Source organism: Streptococcus sp. SCPM-O-B-15304 (M98), from assembly GCF_058200215.1.
The window spans coordinates 92,698-113,524 of the sequence record NZ_JBYQGQ010000005.1 but is presented as its reverse complement, the minus strand read 5'-3'; the positions used below and the strand labels follow the sequence as shown (position 1 = coordinate 113,524).

The 20,827-nt window shown below is 39.6% G+C and carries 18 protein-coding genes and 1 pseudogene; 13 read left to right on the top strand and 6 right to left on the bottom strand.

All coding sequences use genetic code 11. The features are described 5' to 3' along the window. Positions 1-35: 35 nt before the first annotated feature. On the bottom strand, positions 36-941 hold the full coding sequence (locus AC3E7H_RS04610) for an alpha/beta fold hydrolase (RefSeq protein WP_490676182.1): 906 nt from the start codon (positions 939-941) through the stop codon (positions 36-38). Positions 942-1,268: 327 nt separating this feature from the next. On the opposite strand from AC3E7H_RS04610, the gene AC3E7H_RS04605 reads away from it, so the two are divergent. The 7 genes from AC3E7H_RS04605 (at position 1,269) to AC3E7H_RS04575 (ending at position 9,695) form a co-directional block, all read left to right on the top strand. Next, a complete protein-coding gene (locus AC3E7H_RS04605; protein WP_006147212.1) occupies positions 1,269-2,162 on the top strand; it encodes an ABC transporter ATP-binding protein in 894 nt (297 codons plus the stop codon). Beyond that, positions 2,159-3,358, top strand: a complete 1,200-nt coding sequence (locus AC3E7H_RS04600) for an ABC transporter permease (protein WP_414289846.1) — start codon at positions 2,159-2,161, stop codon at positions 3,356-3,358. Before AC3E7H_RS04605 ends, AC3E7H_RS04600 begins: the two co-directional genes overlap by 4 nt. Before the next feature lie 292 nt (positions 3,359-3,650). Further along, on the top strand, positions 3,651-4,226 hold the full coding sequence (gene rpoE / locus AC3E7H_RS04595; protein ID WP_049502915.1) for a DNA-directed RNA polymerase subunit delta: 576 nt from the start codon (positions 3,651-3,653) through the stop codon (positions 4,224-4,226). A gap of 318 nt (positions 4,227-4,544) precedes the next feature. Next, positions 4,545-6,152 (top strand): CTP synthase, encoded by a 1,608-nt coding sequence (gene pyrG, locus AC3E7H_RS04590; RefSeq protein WP_490676181.1) that lies wholly within the window; start codon positions 4,545-4,547, stop codon positions 6,150-6,152. 118 nt (positions 6,153-6,270) lie between these two features. Further along, the gene (locus AC3E7H_RS04585; protein WP_490676180.1) at positions 6,271-7,398 is read left to right on the top strand and encodes an N-acetylmuramoyl-L-alanine amidase family protein; all 1,128 of its coding nucleotides are present in this window, start codon (positions 6,271-6,273) and stop codon (positions 7,396-7,398) included. A 103-nt stretch (positions 7,399-7,501) separates the two neighbouring features. Further along, complete coding sequence (locus AC3E7H_RS04580; RefSeq protein ID WP_000345090.1) at positions 7,502-8,455, top strand: class I SAM-dependent methyltransferase; 954 nt, start codon at positions 7,502-7,504, stop codon at positions 8,453-8,455. Positions 8,456-8,504: 49 nt separating this feature from the next. Next, positions 8,505-9,695, top strand: coding sequence for an acetate kinase (locus tag AC3E7H_RS04575; RefSeq protein ID WP_000167796.1), 1,191 nt, complete (start codon positions 8,505-8,507; stop codon positions 9,693-9,695). A gap of 56 nt (positions 9,696-9,751) precedes the next feature. Here the strand turns inward: AC3E7H_RS04575 and birA are convergent, their stop codons facing one another. Next, positions 9,752-10,687, bottom strand: coding sequence for a bifunctional biotin--[acetyl-CoA-carboxylase] ligase/biotin operon repressor BirA (birA, locus tag AC3E7H_RS04570; protein ID WP_000844524.1), 936 nt, complete (start codon positions 10,685-10,687; stop codon positions 9,752-9,754). 210 nt (positions 10,688-10,897) lie between these two features. Between birA and AC3E7H_RS04565 the strand changes: the two genes are divergently transcribed. After that, entirely contained in the window at positions 10,898-12,088 is a 1,191-nt protein-coding gene (locus AC3E7H_RS04565) for an O-antigen ligase family protein (protein ID WP_490676179.1), read from the top strand. A gap of 49 nt (positions 12,089-12,137) precedes the next feature. On the opposite strand, the pseudogene AC3E7H_RS04560 reads toward AC3E7H_RS04565, so the two are convergent. Further along, a pseudogene (locus tag AC3E7H_RS04560) lies at positions 12,138-12,681 on the bottom strand (NADPH-dependent FMN reductase). A gap of 260 nt (positions 12,682-12,941) precedes the next feature. Here AC3E7H_RS04560 and AC3E7H_RS04555 point away from each other — a divergent pair. From AC3E7H_RS04555 to AC3E7H_RS04535, 5 genes are all read left to right on the top strand, one after another. Next, the gene (locus AC3E7H_RS04555) at positions 12,942-13,430 is read left to right on the top strand and encodes a cell wall elongation regulator TseB-like domain-containing protein (protein ID WP_414257915.1); all 489 of its coding nucleotides are present in this window, start codon (positions 12,942-12,944) and stop codon (positions 13,428-13,430) included. Then, complete coding sequence (locus AC3E7H_RS04550; protein WP_075228093.1) at positions 13,427-14,605, top strand: pyridoxal phosphate-dependent aminotransferase; 1,179 nt, start codon at positions 13,427-13,429, stop codon at positions 14,603-14,605. The genes AC3E7H_RS04555 and AC3E7H_RS04550 overlap by 4 nt, the downstream gene beginning before the upstream one ends. Before the next feature lie 150 nt (positions 14,606-14,755). Beyond that, positions 14,756-16,099: an asparagine--tRNA ligase gene (gene asnS / locus AC3E7H_RS04545; RefSeq protein WP_148131251.1), complete on the top strand. Its 1,344-nt coding sequence runs from the start codon at positions 14,756-14,758 to the stop codon at positions 16,097-16,099. Positions 16,100-16,323: 224 nt separating this feature from the next. Next, the gene (locus tag AC3E7H_RS04540) at positions 16,324-17,523 is read left to right on the top strand and encodes an MFS transporter (RefSeq protein ID WP_075228091.1); all 1,200 of its coding nucleotides are present in this window, start codon (positions 16,324-16,326) and stop codon (positions 17,521-17,523) included. A gap of 67 nt (positions 17,524-17,590) precedes the next feature. Then, the gene (locus AC3E7H_RS04535) at positions 17,591-18,358 is read left to right on the top strand and encodes an epoxyqueuosine reductase QueH (RefSeq protein ID WP_000567559.1); all 768 of its coding nucleotides are present in this window, start codon (positions 17,591-17,593) and stop codon (positions 18,356-18,358) included. Positions 18,359-18,626: 268 nt separating this feature from the next. Here AC3E7H_RS04535 and ntdP read toward each other — a convergent pair whose 3' ends face one another. The 3 genes from ntdP to AC3E7H_RS04520 form a co-directional block, all read right to left on the bottom strand. Next, positions 18,627-19,160: a nucleoside tri-diphosphate phosphatase gene (gene ntdP, locus AC3E7H_RS04530; RefSeq protein WP_000775325.1), complete on the bottom strand. Its 534-nt coding sequence runs from the start codon at positions 19,158-19,160 to the stop codon at positions 18,627-18,629. A gap of 88 nt (positions 19,161-19,248) precedes the next feature. Continuing rightward, positions 19,249-20,025, bottom strand: coding sequence for a recombination regulator RecX (gene recX, locus AC3E7H_RS04525; RefSeq protein ID WP_000705056.1), 777 nt, complete (start codon positions 20,023-20,025; stop codon positions 19,249-19,251). 10 nt (positions 20,026-20,035) lie between these two features. After that, positions 20,036-20,809 carry an aminoglycoside 3'-phosphotransferase gene (locus AC3E7H_RS04520; protein WP_001092976.1) on the bottom strand — a complete coding sequence of 258 codons (774 nt, stop codon included), beginning with the start codon at positions 20,807-20,809 and terminating at the stop codon, positions 20,036-20,038. Positions 20,810-20,827 lie beyond the last annotated feature (18 nt).

Here is a 20,827-nt window from a genome sequence, read left to right as displayed (position 1 = left end):
GGGAATAAGTTCTATGTAATACTGCTATATCTAGGTTAGCCATCCATATTTTTGGTCATCCAATCAGCTAAGAAGTGGTAAGTATCTTGTCGATTGATTTCGTTCAGAATTTCGTGACGAGCCTCTTCAACTACTCGGACGCTTACTTTCGAATGTGAAGCCTTTAGGAGTTTTACAAATCTTTCTATACCTTTACCATTTTCTCCCAGAGGGTCTTCTTGTCCTGAAATAACGAGAATGGGGAGTTGAGCTGGAATCTCATCGATTACCTGCTTACTAGCTACTTGATTAGAGAAGTAAAAAATGGATCTGTACATGGGAATAGTAGGGATGAATTGACAGAATGGATCCTTCAGATAAGCTTGGTTAGATTCTTCATTTTTCGAGAGCCAATCTACAGATGTTTTCGAATTCTTAATACTTCGATTAAAACTATCAGTTGATAGATAGGTCAGGATTTTACTACGGTGTTTATTCCCTTTTATAAGTCGGATGCATTCTGTTAGGATGAGAGCAAATCGAGTTAGAAACTGAGGTTGTTGACCAGTAGCCATGATAATCAAGGCATTGATAGGTGGTTTTCGTTTAGCTACATAATAGCGACACATAAGAGAACCCATAGAATGCCCTAGAAGGACGATTGGAAGTTTTGGATAGCTTTCTTGAATAAAAGAGGTCACTCTTTCAATATCATCGATGAGTTCCTCGGGAGATTCAGGAAAGACTCCGAGTTGACTTGGATTTTGAGCAGTATGACCATGGCCGAGATGATCATGGCCGATAACCGTAAAGCCTTCTTTATTCATGGCTAGAGCAAATTCTTCATATCGTTCCACGTACTCTACCATTCCATGTACGAGCTGAAGAACGGCTTTTGGCTGTTCAGTTTCCCAAATGATTAAGTTATTGTTGTTTGGTTCGAGTTTAAGTCTTTTTTTCATATCAGATTCCTTGCCGATGATAATCTATAGTCTATCAAAAATATACCATAAAATAGCACGATAAGCTAGGCAGGATGATGAAGATTGCTAGTAACAATTCAGGACTGAAAATGAACATTTGAGGACATAGCCAACGGATTTATCAAGAAATGAGTATAATAAATTTATCACTTAAAATCTGGAGGATTAAAATGCTTGGTGATAAGCTAATAAAGTTCCTATCCAGAAAATGTCCTTCTTGAAATCAAGATTTAAAAATGTAGATAAATCATTGTAAAGGCTGTCAAAAAGGAGTATAATGAGTGCAATAAATTTCGGAGGTGGATGATGCTCGAAGTAAGAAATCTAGAGAAAAGTTTTGGACCTAAGCAAGTTTTGTTTGGTGTTGACTTTCAAGCACGACCAGGGCGTATTTTGGGGCTGGTTGGGAAAAATGGAGCTGGGAAAACAACTATTTTTCACAGTATTTTGAAATTTTTAGACTATCAAGGGGAGATTGAGCTTGATGGTCAAGATATTCGTCAGGAGACCTATGCTCGCATTGGTTATCTCCCTGAAGAACGTAGTCTTATGCCTAAATTGACAGTCCTTGAACAAGTTCGTTACTTGGCAACCCTAAAAGGCATGGACACCAAGGAAATCAAAGAAAAACTCCCTCAATGGATGGAAAAACTGGAAGTCAAGGGAAAACTGACGGACAAGATTAAGAGTCTCTCAAAAGGAAATCAACAGAAAATTCAACTGATCATTACTCTGATTCATGAGCCAGACTTGATTATCCTAGATGAGCCTTTTAGTGGCTTGGATCCAGTCAATACCGAACTCCTTAAGCGGGTTATCTTGAAAGAAAAAGAACGTGGCGCGACTATTATCTTTTCTGACCATGTCATGACCAATGTCGAAGAACTTTGTGATGATATCCTGATGATTCGTGATGGGCGTGTCGTCTTGCATGGACCGGTTCAAGAGGTTCGCAATCAATACGGGAAAACACGACTTTTTGTTTCAAGTGAACGAAGCAAGGAAGAACTGGAGAGTCTTCCTCATGTTAAACAGGTTAGCTTGACCAAGCAAGGTAGTTGGAAGTTGATTTTAGATGATGAAAGTGCAGGTAGAGAACTCTTCCCAATCTTGACTCAAGGTCAATATATCGCGACTTTTGACCAACAAGCTCCAACAATCGATGAAATCTTTAAATTAGAATCAGGGGTGGAAGTATGAGAAATATGTGGGTTGTAATCAAAGAAACCTATCTAAGACATGTCAAGTCGTGGAGTTTCTTCTTTATGGTGATTTCGCCTTTCCTCTTTTTAGGTCTATCTGGAGGAATTGGTGTTCTCCAAGGTTCTTCCTTGGCTCAAAATAGCAAGGTAGCAGTAGTTAGCTCTGTTCCTCTTGTTACAGAAGAACTTAAATCGACCAATGGTCTTAACTTTGACTATAAGGATGAAGCGAGTGCCCAAGAAGCCATCAAGGATGAAAAAATAAAAGGCTATCTAACTATTGACCAGGAGAACAGTGTCCTCAAGGCAGTCTATCATGGTGAAACTTCACTAGAGAGTGGCATTAAGTTAGCAGTGACCGCTAAGTTGAATGAACTCCAATCCCAACTCAACCGTTCAGAAGCAAATTTGTCTCAGGAACAGGAAAAACGCTTGGCTCAAACGGTTCAATTTACAGAACAGATTGATGAAGCCAAGGAAAATAAAAAGTTGGTTCAAACCTTTGCGGCTGCAGGACTGGGTTTCTTCCTCTATATGATTTTGATTACTTACGCTAGTGTCACTGCTCAAGAAGTAGCCAGCGAGAAAGGAACCAAAATCATGGAAGTGGTCTTCTCAAGCATTCGTGCTAGCCATTATTTCTACGCACGCATGATTGCCTTACTTCTTGTGATTTTGACTCATATTGGTATTTATGTCGTTGGTGGTCTTGGAGCTATCTTATTCTTTAAGGATATGCCTATCTTGGCTAATTCAGGTATTCTAAATCACTTGGGAGAGGCCTTCTCGCTTAACACCTTATTATTTATCTTAGTCAGTCTCTTCATGTATGTAGTCTTGGCAGCCTTCTTAGGTTCCATGGTTTCTCGTCCCGAAGATGCAGGAAAGGCCTTGTCTCCGTTGATGATTTTAATAATAGCTGGTTTTGTTGGCGTTACTGCACTAGGAGCTGCAGGAGACAATTTGATTTTGAAAATCGGTTCTTATATTCCTTTCATTTCGACCTTCTTTATGCCTTTTAGAGCTATCAATGGCTATGCAAATGGTTTGGAAGCTTGGATTTCACTTATGATTACGATTGCTTTTGCGGTGACTGCAACCATCTTTATCGGACGCATGTATGCTAGTTTGGTCCTTCAAACAGATGATTTGGGGATCTGGAAAACCTTTAAACGAGCTTTAAGTTATAAATAAAGTATCGGACCTGTGAGTGTATCTCCCAGGTCTTTTATACTCTTCGAAAATCTCTTCAAACCACGTCAGCATCCATCTGCAACCTCAAAACAGTGTTTTGAGCAGCCTGTGGCTAGTTTCCTAGTTTGCTCTTTGATTTTCATTGAGTATTAATTAGCTGAAATATTTCACATTTATTTCTCCTAAACCTTTGACTATTAGGCAAAATTATCGTACAATAAAGAGTACATGATAAAATGAGATTAGAGTTTATCCACTCTGACGTTAGTAGTAAAAAATGAGGAGAAACGCTTTGGAATTAGAAGTATTTGCTGGGCAAGAAAAAAGTGAACTATCTATGATTGAGGTGGCTCGTGCCATCTTGGAACTCCGTGGTCGTGATCACGAAATGCATTTTAGTGATTTGGTTAATGAAATCCAAAACTATCTCGGTACCTCTAATAGCGATATTCGTGAAGCTTTGCCTTTGTTCTATACAGAATTGAACTTTGACGGTAGCTTTATCTCTCTTGGAGATAACAAATGGGGCCTTCGTTCCTGGTATGGAGTGGATGAAATCGATGAGGAAATCATTGCTCTTGAAGAAAGTGATGATGAAGAAGTAGCACCTAAGGCTAAGAAAAAACGTGTCAACGCCTTTATGGATGGTGATACAGATGCTATTGATTACAGTGCAGATGATCCAGAGGATGAAGACGCCTACGAAGAAGATCCAGCTCTTTCTTATGATGATGAAAATCCAGATGATGAGAAGAATGAAGTGGAAGCCTACGATGCTGAAATCAATGAAATCGCCCCAGATGATCTAGATGAAGAAGTCGATCTTAATGAAGAAGACGACGAAGACTCTGAAGAAGAGGAAGAATAAAAATAAAAAGGAGTTGGAGCTGGAATCGGTCTATCAAGTCTCGATTTCCTAGTCCAGCTTTTTTTGTATTAGTCTGAGTTAGTTTTGTAAGCTGGAATGCGCCAAGTCAACGATTTGTTCTATTTGACAAATGGTTCATTTTGAGGTAATATATTGTTCGGGCACCTCTTTTAGAGGTCGGAGCTCCCTAGTTATTAGGGAGCTATTTTTGTTTTTCCAGGAAGCTTTGCTTCTTGGGGTGTAGTTATTGATGAAGGTCTTGTTTTCTCAATCCCCTGTTAGTGAACAAGACCTTGAGCATTTTAGAAAGAGGAATCTATGTCTACGAAATATATTTTTGTCACTGGTGGTGTGGTGTCGTCTATTGGAAAAGGGATCGTTGCAGCGAGTCTAGGACGGCTCTTGAAAAATCGTGGTTTGAAGGTAACCATCCAAAAATTTGACCCTTATATCAATATCGATCCAGGGACCATGAGCCCTTACCAGCACGGGGAAGTCTTTGTAACAGATGATGGGGCTGAGACAGATTTGGACTTGGGTCACTATGAACGTTTTATTGATATCAATCTCAATAAATACTCAAATGTGACAACTGGTAAAATCTACAGCGAAGTTCTGCGTAAAGAACGTCGTGGAGAGTACCTTGGTGCAACTGTCCAAGTTATTCCTCATATTACAGATGCTTTGAAAGAAAAAATCAAACGTGCTGCTCTAACGACGGACTCTGATGTTATTATTACAGAGGTTGGGGGGACAGTCGGCGATATTGAATCCCTTCCATTCTTAGAGGCGCTCCGTCAGATGAAGTCTGATGTCGGAGCAGAAAATGTCATGTATATCCATACAACCTTGCTTCCTTACCTCAAGGCAGCTGGAGAAATGAAGACCAAGCCGACTCAACACTCTGTAAAAGAATTGCGTGGTTTGGGAATCCAGCCAAATATGTTAGTCATTCGTACAGAAAAACCAGCAGGACAAGGGATTAAAAACAAACTAGCCCAGTTCTGTGATGTGGCGCCAGAAGCTGTTATCGAGTCCTTAGACGTAGATCATCTTTACCAAATTCCGCTTAATCTGCAAGCTCAAGGCATGGACCAAATCGTTTGTGACCATTTGAAGATTGATGCACCGGCAGCAGATATGACAGAGTGGTCTGCTATGGTTGATAAGGTTATGAGTCTCAAAAAACAAGTTAAAATTGCTCTTGTCGGTAAGTATGTCGAGTTGCAAGATGCCTACATTTCTGTCGTAGAGGCCTTGAAACACTCTGGTTATGCCAATGATGCAGAAGTCAAGATTGATTGGGTCAATGCTAACGATGTGACAGCTGACAATGTGGCAGAACTCCTATCTGATGCTGACGGAATCATCGTGCCAGGTGGTTTTGGTCAACGTGGAACAGAAGGCAAGATTGAAGCGATTCGCTATGCGCGTGAAAATGATGTACCAATGCTGGGAGTCTGCTTGGGTATGCAGTTGACCTGTATCGAATTTGCCCGTAATGTCTTAGGTCTTGAAGGAGCTAATTCAGCAGAGCTAAATCCTGATACCAAATACCCTATCATCGATATCATGCGTGATCAGATTGATGTTGAGGACATGGGTGGTACCCTTCGTTTGGGACTTTATCCTTCTAAGCTAAAACGTGGTTCTAAGGCAGCGGCAGCTTATCATAACAAAGAGGTGGTGCAACGCCGTCACCGTCACCGTTATGAGTTTAACAATGCCTTCCGTGAACAGTTTGAAGGAGCAGGTTTTGTCTTTTCAGGCGTTTCACCAGACAATCGCTTGGTCGAAATTGTTGAAATTCCAGAAAACAAATTCTTTGTGGCTTGTCAGTACCACCCAGAGCTTTCAAGTCGTCCAAACCGCCCAGAAGAACTCTACACTGCTTTTGTAACAGCAGCTGTCGAAAATAGTAAATAGTCATGATTAAACCTTTGAGAGTCATCTCAGAGGTTCTTCCTATATACATTTAGGATATCTCTTGCAAAAAAATAACATAGTGATATAATTAACATGGATAAAAACAGGAGGGAATCTCATGAAAAAAATCACACTATTTAGTTTGTCTTTAGCAGGTTTAGCTTTACTAGCTTTTCCTCATTCAGGAAAGGCCTTCGAGCTTGAAGAAGAGTGGGTCATTAAGGGTGGTGTTCAATATCAAGATGGCAAAATTCTTCGATTTGAAAATGGACATGAAGTAGATATCAAAGTCTTAGATTTGCCCAAAAACGAAAAAATTGAATGGAAAGTCACTTTAAATGGTCAAGATCAGACTGTCAATTTTCTAGGTCAAGAAAAGGACAAGTCTATGGTCGGTACAGAGGGGCGTTACCTGAATTTCTACGTACCTTATGGCTACAGAGGAGATATCAAAGTAGAAGCCAAGAGTGGAAATGAAACAAAGACCTGGTCCACTAAAGTAGTTGATGATGTATATCATGACGGTGGAAAGAGTGGTTACTTCCGTATTGACGAATCAAATGATCAACACACCTACCTTGATGCAAAATGGGACTATCAAACCAAGACCTACACTGCTACCTTACCAGAGACTGTCAATGGTCAAAAAGTATTTGCTTGGGCAGACGACTATGAAGAATTGAAACTTCAAAAACCAGGAGTTATTAGTCATTCCTACAGGGGAGCAGGAGCCTTCAAAATACTTTATCCGATTGTAAAAGCAGAAAGCTGGCTAAAATCTAAACAAAACTGGTACTATCAAAAACAAGGACAACTAGTTAAAGATGCTTGGATTAAGGATCAGGGAACATGGTACTTTATGGATGATGAAGGGGTTATGTTTAATCAAACATGGCTATACCAAGGTGGTAGCTGGTATGCCTTTAAATCATCAGGAGCTATGATTTCAGCTGATTGGTTATATGATAACGGCTCTTGGTATTACCTAAAAGACTCAGGTTCAATGGCGACAGGCTGGCTTAAAGATGGTGGTACTTGGTATTATCTAAAAGACTCAGGTTCAATGGCGACAGGCTGGCTTAATGATGGTGGTACTTGGTATTATCTAAAAGACTCAGGTTCAATGGCAACAGGCTGGATTAAAGATAATGGTAAGTGGTACTATCTGGCTTCATCTGGTAATATGCTTAGCAATACACGCACGCCAGATGGCTATTATGTAGATGCCAGTGGCGCTTGGAAATAAATGTTAAACAGAGAAAGTCTACTGAGGAGGTAGATTTTCTTTTTTTCATTTTCACAATTATGAAAATCTGGAAAAAGGACATTATTTTTGGTAAGATAAGGGTATGGATTTTGAAAAAATTGAACAAGCATATACCTATTTACTAGAAAATGTCCAAATCATCCAAAATGATTTGACGACAAATTTTTACGATGCCTTGATTGAGCAAAATGGGATCTATCTGGATGGTCAGACAAATCTGGAAGATGTCAAGAAAAATAATCAAGCATTAAAACGATTGGCTCTTCGAAAAGAAGAGTGGTTACGAACCTACCAATTCTTGTTAATGAAGGCAGCGCAAACAGAACCTCTACAAGCAAATCACCAGTTTACACCAGACGCCATTGGTCACTTGATGATTTTTCTGATGGAGCAACTGTGGCCTGCTGAAAATCTAAGTTTATTAGAGTTGGGTTCTGGGATGGGAATTCTGGGTGCTAGCTTCTTAACGTCCATGAACAAAAAGGTAGATTACCTTGGGATTGAACTAGATGACCTCTTGATTGATCTAGCTGCAAGCATGGCTGAAGTTATGGATCTTCAAATGGGCTTTGTCCAAGGAGATGCAGTACGTCCACAAGTATTAAAAGAAAGTGCTATTATTGTGAGCGACCTCCCGATTGGCTACTACCCAGACGATCAGATCGCTTCACGTTACCAAGTGGCAGCAAAAGATGAACATACTTACGCTCATCATCTATTAATGGAGCAATCTCTCAAGTATCTGAAGACGGGAGGCTATGCTATTTTCCTTGCTCCAACAGATCTTTTGACGAGTCCTCAGAGTGAACTTTTGAAATCATGGCTCACTGACCAGGCTCAACTAGTGGCAATTATTGCTTTACCAGAGGATCTATTCGCTCAAGGAGCCCAGTCTAAGACCATTTTTGTTTTGCAAAAGAAGGTGGGAGAAGGGACAGAGCCATTCGTTTATCCACTTACTAGTCTTCGGGATCCTGAAATTTTGTTGGAATTTAAGGAAAATTTTCAAAATTGGTGTCAAGAACATGAAATCTAGTATAAATTTTGATATAATAGTTGAAAACGCTTAAAAAAGGGGAAACATTATGACAAAAACCATTGCAATTAACGCTGGAAGCTCTAGCTTGAAATGGCAACTTTACCAAATGCCAGAAGAAAAAGTGCTTGCAAAAGGGTTGATTGAGCGAATTGGATTGAAAGATTCTATTTCTACAGTTAAGTTCGATGGTCGCTCAGAACAACAAGTCCTTGACATTGACAACCATACTTTGGCAGTTAAGATTTTGCTTGATGACTTGATTCGTTTTGATATTATTAAATCTTATGATGAAATTACTGGTGTTGGACACCGTGTCGTTGCAGGTGGAGAGTACTTCAAAGAGTCTACAGTCGTGGAAGGTGATGTAATTGAAAAAGTTGAAGAATTAGGTCTTCTTGCTCCATTGCACAATCCTGCGAATGCTGCGGGTATTCGTGCCTTCAAAGAATTGTTGCCAGATATTACGAGTGTCGTTGTTTTTGATACTTCCTTCCATACAACAATGCCAGAGAAAGCTTATCGCTATCCTCTACCAACAAAATATTACACAGAAAACAAGGTTCGTAAGTACGGAGCCCATGGAACTAGCCATCAGTATGTCGCTCAAGAAGCAGCCAAGGTTTTGGGGCGTCCACTTGAAGAGTTGAAGTTAATCACCTGTCACATCGGTAATGGTGCTTCTATTACAGCTGTTAAGGGTGGGAAATCTGTTGATACCTCAATGGGATTCACTCCACTTGGTGGTGTAATGATGGGGACTCGTACAGGGGATATTGACCCAGCCATCATTCCTTATTTAATGCAATATACAGAGGACTTTAACAAACCTGAGGACATCAGTCGTATCCTCAATCGTGAGTCAGGATTGATGGGGGTTTCTGGTAAATCTAGTGATATGCGTGACGTGATTGCTGCTATGGATGCAGGAGATCATGATGCTACTTTGGCTTATGAAATGTATGTTGACCGTATCCAAAAACATATTGGTCAATACCTTGCAGTCCTAAATGGAGCAGATGCTATTATTTTCACAGCAGGTATCGGTGAAAATTCTACTAATGTACGTGAAGATGTTATTTCAGGGATTTCTTGGTTCGGTTGCGATGTAGATCCAGAGAAAAATGTCTTTGGTGCAACCGGAGATATTTCGACAGATGCAGCAAGTGTACGTGTACTGGTAATTCCAACGGATGAAGAATTGGTCATTGCGCGTGACGTTGAACGTTTGAAAAAATAACAGATTAAAAAAATCGACCTTTCTTATTGAAGGTCGATTTTTTTGATCTAGGAAAACTACCATTTAGTCAGTGAAACTTCGCCACTATTGAGCCAAATCTTTTCACCCTTTGCTAATTCTATCTGCAGTTGTCCTTGGTCAGAGATGTCACAGGCTTTTCCTGTGAATATTTCTTGATCCTTCTTGAAGGAAATCTCTTTTCCTAAAACGATTGAGCGATTTTTATAGAGATAGAGGAGTTCATCGGCTTCTGTTTCGTAGAAACATTTCCAAATTTCAGCAATCAATTCATTGCGAGTAATGGGAGTATGTTGAGAAAATAAGCTTCCAGCTTTAGTTTGTAGATTCTTGGGAAATTCAGCGATAGAAAAGTTGATCCCGACCCCAATGATAACATCTGTAACGAGTCCAGTTTCGACAGAGGTAATGGCTTCTGTTAGAATACCAGCAATTTTTTTCTGGTTCAGATAAATGTCATTGACCCACTTGATATCCACGTCGATTAAACTAAGGTTTTTGATAGCCTTGTAGATAGCTCCAGCTGTTAGAAGTGTATAGGCTGGAAGATTCTGATAAGGGAGATTAGGCTGTAGGTGAAGGGACATGTAAATCCCCCCCTTATCTGGAGAATAATAGGGACGTTGAAAACGACCGCGTCCCATGGTTTGGCTAGTGGAAAGGTAGAGTTTATCCCCTTTGGCACCAGCTTCCATAGCCTCTTTAGCATCAGTTTGGGTAGATTTTGTTGAGGGTTTAAACTGGACAGTAATGGGACTATTCGCTTCGATTTCCTGAGGCAAGATAAGGTCTCCGTCCAGAAGTTTATACCCACGGTTTTTGACACTGTCAATCTCCAGTCCCTCTTGCTGGAGACGTTGGATAGCTTTCCATACGGAAGTTCGAGATAGATTTAATCTCTCAGCTATTTTTTCTCCGCTTAGATAATCAGTCTCAGTAATTAGTATTTTATAGACTTCTTGGTAGGATTTCATGCTAGACCCTTTCTGGAATAATTAGATTTATTGTACCATATTTTTAAAAAAGGGATAGCGATTTTCAAGTAATCTTAGCTAACTATAAAATTTTACCCAGTTTTAGTTAGGAGTATAGAGGTAAAGAGGTTTTCAAATCGCTTGAAAAATGGTAAAATGTTTTAATAGCTTATTTATCTGAATGTGATATTCAGAAGGAAAGGATCTGTTGTGAAATCAATAGGTGTCATTGAAAAGTTAAAAAGTTTATCGAAACAAGAAGGACTTCTTTTAGGAGTTATTCTGAGTATTTTTCTCCCTTTTTATCTTTTTGTTATTATTTTTATCTCTTACTTACTTTGGTTAGTATATACTGGGGAGATGAAGGGGATCTTGAAACGTTTGTCTCAACACCCTGTTTTGCTCTTTTTTATTGCCTATAGCACTGCAATTTCTCTTCTAGCACAAAATGTGATGGGAGTAGTTGCCTCAGTTGCAATGTTTCTGTTTGCAATCTTCTTTTACTATTACCAATCTCAATTGACTCCTAAATTTTTCAGGTTGACGATTGAAGGAGTTTTAGCCTCGAGTGTCTTGGCAGCAGTCTTTGCAGCCTTGGAACATTTCCAAATTGTAAAGAAATTTGATTATACTTTCCTCTCACCAAGAATGCAGGTTTGGCATCAAAATCGAGCGGAAGTTGCCTTCTTTAATCCCAATTACTATGGAATTATCTGTTGTTTCTGTATCATGATTGGTTTTTATCTGATTAGCACAACTAAGTTAAGGTGGTTACGAATCTTTTCTATGATTGCCATCTTTGCTAATTTATTCGGTTTAAACTTTACGCAGAATCGTACAGCTTTTCCAGCCATTATCTTTGGAGCGATTATTTATCTCTTCACAACCATTAAGAACTGGCGTGCTTTCTGGCTTAGTATAGGAGTTTTTGGGGTTGGTTTAGCCTTTCTATTTTCTAGTGATTTAGGTGTTCGAATGGGAACCTTAGATTCATCTATGGAAGAGCGTGTTTCTATCTGGAATGCTGGAATGGCCTTGTTTAAGCAAAATCCATTCTGGGGTGAAGGACCGCTAACCTACATGCACTCTTTCCCTCGTATTGGAGCACCTTATCATGAACATGCTCATAGTATTTATATAGATACGATTTTGAGTTATGGAGTTGTTGGTACCGTTCTCTTGGGGATTGCTTCTGCCACTCCGGTACGAATGTTGATTGATATGAGTCAAGTACCTAGTAAGCGTCCTATCCTTGGACTTTACCTCTCTTTCTTGACAGTAGTAGCTGTGCACGGAATTTTTGATTTGGCTCTCTTTTGGCTTCAATCATCCTTTATTTTCCTTTTAGTGATGTGTAGTTTACCACTAAAATATAGTATGATTGATGAATTAGTTGATTAAGAAAAAGATAGTAGAAACTAACATTTTCTACTATCTTTTTTTCATTCAATTATTGAATAGCTTGAACCAAGTCTTCAGCTTGTTGTTTTAGTGAAGTAGCAACACTGTCTTCAAGGACTAATTTGCCATCTACCCAAGCAGAATCGTTGACACGAGCTGCAGTGAATTCACCAACAACTTGTGTACGGATGAATGGCAAGAGGTCTTTGTAGATTGCAAAGAGTTGTTCATGACCTGCATTGGCTACAGATGATACTGTTACAATCTTATCTTGAAGAGCAGATGCTCCGCGTGTATCAGACAAGTCAATTGCGCGTGAAAGCCAGTCAAGCAAGTTTTTCACTGTTCCAGGAATTGAGAAGTTGTAAACTGGAGAGAAAATCCAGATAGCATCAGCAGCTAGAACAGCTTCACGAGCAGCTGCTACAGCTGGAAGAGTTGGAACTTCAAGTTCTTGATTAAAAAGTGGGATTGCTGAGTAGTCAAGGTAGCTCAGCTTTATCTGCAAGAGCTTTTTCAGCTTCTAGAGCCATTTGGTGGTTGAAAGAACCTTCACGAAGTGAACCAACGATAAATAATACTTTTTTAGACATAGGGAGTCTCCTTTAGATTTTAATCAGAGTTATCTCTGTTGTTATAAACAATGTTACAACAAAAGGAAATCATTTGCAAGAAATTTGCCCAGAAAATAAAATCGATGATAGTCAAGATTATTTTTAGGAGTAGAGATTATGAAAAGTCTGTGAAATCAATGATTCAAGCGTCATATATTCCTGTCATAAGAGAAGTTCCGAGCCAAATCCTCCTCTTTTATTCTCTTGTAATTCACTTGGATAGATGGTAAAATAGACGAGTGAAAATGAGACAGAAAAAAGAAAAAAATTCCTTATTATTTCAGTACAGTATTGGCTTGACCTTGCTGGCTCTAGTTGTGACTTCTTCCTTTCTCTATTTGGTGTGGCTTAGCATGAAGCCTTATCAGACAGCAAAGGTAGAAGGGGAAAAGCTTGCCAAGCAGTATGCGAATCTAGAAACGGTCAGTCAGGTTGATTTCTTCAATGGTTTGGAAACTTATTATAGTGTTCTTGGCCAAGACAAGAATCAAAAACCAGTAGCTGTTTTAATTGAGAAAAATAGTCAAAAAATCTATGTGTATCAACTAGAAAGTGGCACTTCACAAGAAAAAGCAGAAGCAGTTGTCAGAGAAAAAGGAGCAACTGATATTGACGCGATTACCTTTGGGCGGTATGCTGATAAGCCTGTCTGGGAAATCAAGTCTGGTGGAGACTACTATCTAGTGGATTTTGAATCTGGTGCCCTAATCGAAAAGGAGAAACTATGAAATTATCTAAACGTGTCTTAGAAATGGAAGAAAGTGTCACTCTGGCTAGTGATGCAAGAGCAAAGAAATTAAAGGCTGAAGGAAAAGATGTTCTTTTCTTAACTTTAGGTCAGCCCGATTTTCATACTCCTGAAAATATTCAAGATGCTGCTGTTGAGGCTATTCGAGATGGACGTGCTTCTTTCTATACGGTAGCTTCAGGTTTGCCTGAATTAAAAGCAGCGGTCAATACCTATTTTGAACGTTATTATGGTTATTCTGTAGCGGCTAATGAGGTCACATTTGCTACCGGTGCCAAGTTCTCCCTTTATACTTTCTTTATGGCTGTGATTAATCCTGGAGATGAGGTTATCATTCCAACACCTTACTGGGTTAGCTATGGGGATCAAGTGAAAATGGCTGAAGGTGTTCCAGTATTTGTCCAAGCTAAGGAAGACAATCACTTTAAAGTAACCGTGGAGCAATTAGAAGCAGCTCGCACAGATAAGACCAAGGTCTTGGTTCTGAACTCCCCATCTAATCCTACCGGTATGATCTATTCTCGTGAGGAACTCTTGGCTATCGGAAATTGGGCTGTTGAAAATGACATTCTCATCCTAGCAGATGATATTTATGGTCGTTTGGTCTATAACGGAAATGAATTTGTCCCAATCTCTAGTCTGTCAGAAGCCATTCGCAAGCAAACCATCGTCATCAATGGTGTATCTAAAGCTTATGCCATGACAGGTTGGCGGGTGGGTTATGCAGTAGGTGATCCAGAAATCATCGCTGCTATGAGCAAACTAACAGGTCAAACGACTTCTAACCTGACTGCTGTATCTCAATACGCAACAATTGAAGCGCTAACTGGTCCACAAGACTCTGTAGAAACCATGCGTCAGGCTTTCGAGGAACGTTTAAACACCATCTATCCACTCTTGTGTCAAGTCCCTGGCTTTGAAGTGGTCAAACCGCAAGGTGCTTTCTACCTCTTCCCAAATGTTAAAAAAGCCATGGAAATGAAGGGTTATACCGACGTAACAGCCTTTACAACGGCTATTCTTGAGGAAGTTGGTCTGGCCCTGATTACAGGAGCAGGATTTGGAGCACCAGAGAATGTCCGTCTCAGCTATGCGACAGACTTGGAAACTCTTAAAGAAGCTATTCGTCGTTTGCACCTATTTATGGAAAAATAAGAAGTTAAACCTCCGTCCTCTTTGCGGAGGTTTTTGTAGCTAAAAACTTATGAATTTCTATCAAACTAGCTAGCTATCAGGCATTATTTGTGGTACAATAGTGGGTAATAATGTCTTTAGACAAGTTAAACGAAAAAAGGAAGATAAATGATGACAAAACGTGTAACAATTATCGAAGTAAAAGATTACGTTGGTCAAGAAGTCACTATCGGTGCTTGGGTTGCCAACAAATCTGGAAAAGGGAAAATTGCCTTCTTGCAATTGCGTGACGGAACTGCCTTCTTCCAAGGCGTGGCTTTCAAACCCAACTTTATCGAAAAATTTGGAGAAGAAGTAGGTCTTGAAAAATTTGACACCATCAAACGCCTAAGCCAAGAAACATCTGTTTTTGTGACAGGGATTGTCAAAGAAGACGAACGTTCTAAATTTGGTTACGAGTTGGATATTACAGACATCGAAGTGATCGGTGAATCTCAAGATTACCCAATCACTCCAAAAGAACATGGAACAGACTTCTTGATGGACAACCGTCACTTGTGGCTTCGTTCTCGTAAGCAAGTTGCTGTCATGCAAATCCGTAATGCTATCATCTATGCAACTTATGAGTTCTTCGACAAGAACGGCTTTATGAAGTTTGATAGCCCAATTCTTTCAGGAAATGCAGCAGAAGATTCTACAGAACTTTTTGAAACTGACTACTTTGGAACACCAGCCTACTTGAGCCAATCTGGTCAGCTTTATCTTGAAGCTGGGGCTATGGCTCTTGGTCGTGTCTTTGACTTTGGTCCAGTATTCCGTGCTGAAAAATCTAAAACTCGTCGTCACTTGACTGAATTCTGGATGATGGATGCGGAGTACTCATACTTGACACACGATGAGTCACTTGACTTGCAAGAAGCTTATGTAAAAGCATTGCTTCAAGGTGTTCTTGATCGTGCTCCTCAAGCCTTGGAAACATTGGAACGTGACACTGAGCTTTTGAAACGCTACATTGCAGAGCCATTCAAACGCATCACTTACGATCAAGCCATTGACCTCTTGCAAGAGCATGAGAATGATGAAGACGCTGACTACGAACATCTTGAGCATGGTGATGACTTTGGTTCACCACATGAAACTTGGATTTCAAACCACTTTGGTGTGCCAACTTTTGTCATGAACTATCCAGCAGCCATTAAGGCCTTCTACATGAAACCAGTTCTTGGAAATCCAGAGCGCGTGCTTTGTGCAGACTTGCTTGCACCAGAAGGTTACGGAGAAATCATTGGTGGTTCAATGCGTGAGGAAGACTACGATGCCCTTGTCGCTAAGATGGAAGAACTTGGTATGGATCGTACAGAGTATGAATTCTATCTTGACCTTCGTAAATACGGTACAGTACCACACGGTGGATTTGGTATTGGTATCGAGCGTATGGTAACTTTTGCAGCTGGAACTAAACACATCCGTGAAGCCATTCCATTCCCACGTATGTTGCACCGTATCAAACCTTAATAGCCATAAAAACGCCGTCTGGCGTTTTTATACTCTTCGAAAATCAAATTCAAACTACGTCAGCTTCACCTTGCCGTACTCAAGTACAGCCTGCGGCTAGCTTCCTAGTTTGCTCTTTGATTTTCATTGAGTATTACTTTAAATGAAAGAGGTGGAGAAAATGTAGGCAAATCTAGGTAAGTCTTTTATAAAAACTCATATTATATATTGAAAGAGAGAAAACGATGTTTAAAAGAACTTACAAACGCAATATTCCACTCCTAGCAGGTCTGGAATTCACTTCTTATTTTGGAATCACCAGTTTTTGGATTTTATTTTTCATTCAAAATGGTCTTTCCTTACTTCAAATCGGTCTATTAGAAAGTATCTTTCACGGTACAAGTCTCTTGTGTGAAATCCCGTCTGGTATGTTGGCCGATCGATTTAGCTACAAGACCAATCTCTATTTGGCTCGCTTGGCCAGTATTGTGTCCTCTATCTTGATTTTGTTTGGTCAGGGGAATTTTTGGATTTATGCTTTTGCTATGATGGTCAACGCTTGGTCTTATAATTTTGACTCGGGAACCAGCACCGCTTTCTTATATGATTCAACAGTTGAAGCAGGTCAAAAGGACCGCTATCTTCAGATTTCTAGTTTTTTGTCTGGTGTGGCAGAAGTCACCCGAACCCTAGGTACAGTTGTGGCAGGCTTCTTTATTCACGGAGCATTGGCTTGGACCTATCTGATTGCTATTGGATTATCTTTTCTTTCTATAATCTTGATTTATTTGATGAAAGAACCAATGGCTAAGAGAGAAAAAAATGAAGCCTTAACCTTTAAAACGATTGTCCTGCAAGTTCGAAAAGAATGGCATGAAAAACCAGTACTCTTTTACTGGATGATGACTTATCAGCTAGTCGGAACACTCATGTGTATGTTTTACTTTTATTATCAGCAGAAAATAAGTGACTTAGCAGGATGGCAGGTTTCACTGGTCATGCTGATTGGTAGTGGCTTAAATCTTATAGCAGTTTATGTAGCTAGTCAAATTGGTAAAAAATGGAATAGCAATCGAGTTTTTCCGACTCTTGTTGCACTAACGGGCTTGGCCTTACTATTGGTGTTTTCTGGAACTCCCTTTGCTCTTCTTCTCGTATATCTTTTGACCGATACACTCTATGCAGTTTATCAGCCGATCTATTTCAATGACTTACAAGGCTATTTACCGTCCAGTGTTAGAGCAACTATGCTTAGTATCAATTCCATGCTCTTTAGTCTTTCCATGATTGTCATATTTCCACTGACAGGCTGGATGATTGATCGTTGTGGTCTTGTAGCGGTCTTTTTAGTTCTAGGTCTTATCTTGCTTTTCATTTATCCTATATTAATAATCAGTTTGACAAGGATGGGCAAGCTATTAGATAAGAACTTAAAAACTGAGTAAAGCACGAAAACCTATTTGCCCAAAGGGTCATCCTGTGGTACAATAGCAAGAGGAAAAGGAGAAGAGTATGATCGATGTAGAAGAAATTCTAAGTAAGATGAATCCCAATCAAAAGATCAACTATGACCGAGTCATGCAAAAGATGGTTCAAGTTTGGGAAAAAAATGAAGAAAGACCAACTATTCTCATGCACGTCTGTTGTGCTCCCTGTAGCACCTATACTTTAGAGTATTTGACCAAATATGCAGATGTAACTATTTATTTTGCTAATTCAAATATCCATCCTAAAGCTGAGTATCACAAGCGTGCCTATGTGACAAAAAAGTTTGTCAGTGATTTCAATGAACGAACTGGCAACAAGGTTCAATATCTAGAAGCACCCTATGAACCCAACGAATACCGTCAGCTGGTCAGAGGTTTGGAAGAAGAACCTGAAGGTGGCGATCGTTGCAAGGTTTGTTTTGACTATCGTCTGGATAAGACAGCTCAAGTAGCTATGGATTTGGGCTTTGATTACTTCGGCTCAGCCCTAACCATCAGTCCCCATAAAAATTCACAAACCATCAATAGTATCGGGATCGACGTGCAGAAAATCTACACAACTCATTATCTTCCGAGCGACTTTAAGAAAAATCAAGGCTATAAACGCTCTGTAGAAATGTGTGAAGAGTACGACATTTATCGTCAATGCTACTGTGGCTGTGTCTATGCCGCTCAAGCACAGAATATTGACTTGGTACAGGTCAAGAAGGATGCAACTGCCTTTATGGTAGATAAGGATATCGAAAAAGACTATTCGCATATCAAGTTCACTGTTACGAAGTTAGATATTTAGACGAAAACCTGCCCAATGTGGCAGGTTTTTTGCTAGGAAAAGGTGATGGAGAGAAGTCGATGGACCGATCTATGAATTCCTAGTCCATGACTCGAGAGACTTCAATAAATCAGTTGAGACTTAAAACTTGTGGATGAAAAATGAAGTTTTGCTTAAAGGAGCTTTTTGGGATTTAGAAGGCTGATAAACAGTTCAATTAGTCGCTACTCAAAGGCTTGTTGAAAATCAAAAAACGAGGTCAGGATTTTAATCCTGACCTCTGACAACTTTACCGATTCTTTAGTTCTACGTAGCGTTTGTACCAAATGTTGACATAGGCTTCTGAGAAAGGACCTCGCTCATTGTTAATCCAATCAACAAGAATCTTAACATGCTCTTTCAGAATATAGTCTAGATCAGAAGAATACTTCATTTTTCGCTTGTGTCGTTCATACTCCTCAACGTCCAAGAGGCGTTTTTCACCATCTGTAAAAACTTTAACATCCAAATCATAGTCAATGTATTTTAAAGCTTCTTCATCCAGATAGTAAGGACTTGCCATATTGCAGTAGTAGGAGATACCATTTTCACGAATCATAGCGATAATATTAAACCAATATTTCTTGTGAAAGTAAACAATAGCCGGTTCTCGAGTCACCCAACGACGACCGTCACTTTCGGTAACAAGTGTGTGGTCGTTGACGCCGATAATAGCGTTCTCTGTTGTTTTTAGTACCATGGTGTCTCGCCAAGTACGGTGGAGACTCCCATCATGCTTATAACTTTGAATTGTAATAAAGTCGCCTTCTTTTGGAAGTTTCATAACTAACCAACTTTCTACAATTTATAAGTTTATCGTTTACTATTGTATCACATTTTTGTTTAAAGTTCTTAGTTTTTTCATGAAAAAATTAAAGATATTCTCTGAGAGCGCTGGCTATATCCGAAAAATCATAACCTTTTCTAGCTAAAACTTGGGTCAAACGTTGTTTCAGTTCGTATCCTTCATACTTTCGTGAGTATTTTGGGTATTGCTTATCTAACTCTTTAAAAATAAGTTCCTGAACGGTTTCTTCTTCGACCTGGCTATCCAATTGGTCAAAGGCTGTTTTGGCTTCTGTGTAGGAAAATCCTTTATTGGTTAGGCTTTGGATAATCTTATCCTGTAGGGCGCGGGCAGGTAATTTCCCCTGGTATTTTTTCAGTAGTTTTTCAGCTGTCCGTTCTGCGACTTCCGTCATATCAAATTCTTGTAAGACTTCTTGGATAATGGATTTGGTAACGCCTTTTTGAGAAATCTTCTGCATCAGCATATAGCTTCCCTTATCTCCTGAAAGCTGATTGGAATTGATGATGGCATAAGCATATTGCCGGTCATTGATCCAATTATCATCTTTTAAAGACTGGATAACTTTGGGGATGATTTTCCCATCAATTTCATGCTTGGTTAGATAATCTCGAACTTCTTTTTCAGTGCGGGCCTTGAAGGATAAGTGGTAAAGAGCTAGATTTTTACTGTAGGAAAATTGCGCAAAGGATTTAATCTCAGTTAGTTCTTCAGCTGAGATCTCTTTCCCTTTTGTCAACATAAAGCGCACAATGGTATCCTCTGTAATGTAGCAGGTTTGGTCGCTATCAAGCTCAAGTAGAAAGAGTCTTTTTTTCTTTTCAAGTTTTGTGATTTTCATGGTTTACCTCTTATCCAAATGCTTCGAAGGCAGCAACGAGTCGAAGTTTGTTGCTATCAACCAGCTCTCTCCCGTAATAGTTGAGAAATAGTTCAGCATATTTGGGATCTTTTAAGTTGTAATTGAGGGACCAAACTGCCCAAAAGAGATCGATATGCCGGTCACTAAAATCAGCCAAACCAAGATCAATAAAACAAGAGAAGTGGTCAGCATCTTTTAGAATAAAGTTTGGTAGACAGGCATCACCGTGAATAAAGGCATCTGTTTCTAAAAGGTGCCCTTGTTCTTGGATGAGTTGGAAGGCCTCTTCGCGACTGTTAATCTGGAATTGGGGGAGGAGCGCCTTGGCATAGAACTCACCTTTTTCATAGTTTTTAAAGGCTCTTTCTTTATAGGCTTTTAAATGATTTTCTGATGGAAAATTTTGTGGGTTTAAGTTGTGAAGCTTTTTAAGAGCCTCTGCCATGGTTCGGCAGATTTTTTCTGGCTGGTCTAAAAAAGCGAGAGCATCATGACCAATAGCCTCTTTAGTCAGGAGGTAGTCTTTATCTGTAGATAGATAGTGGATGACTGGAGTTCCTATTCCTTCTTGTTCAAACCAACTTGCAATGCTAGCTTCTCGCTCTAATCTTCCCTTTTGATCAATTTTTAAATAGTAATCTGAATCAAGATAGAGAACTCTTGCGCCTGAATGAGAAGAGCTGTCAGATAGGTTGGCCCCCTCTATATAAGTTCGTAATTGCTCAGGAAAATCCAATGAGGAAAAAGATATCTTTGTATTCATGGTTTTATTGTAACATAT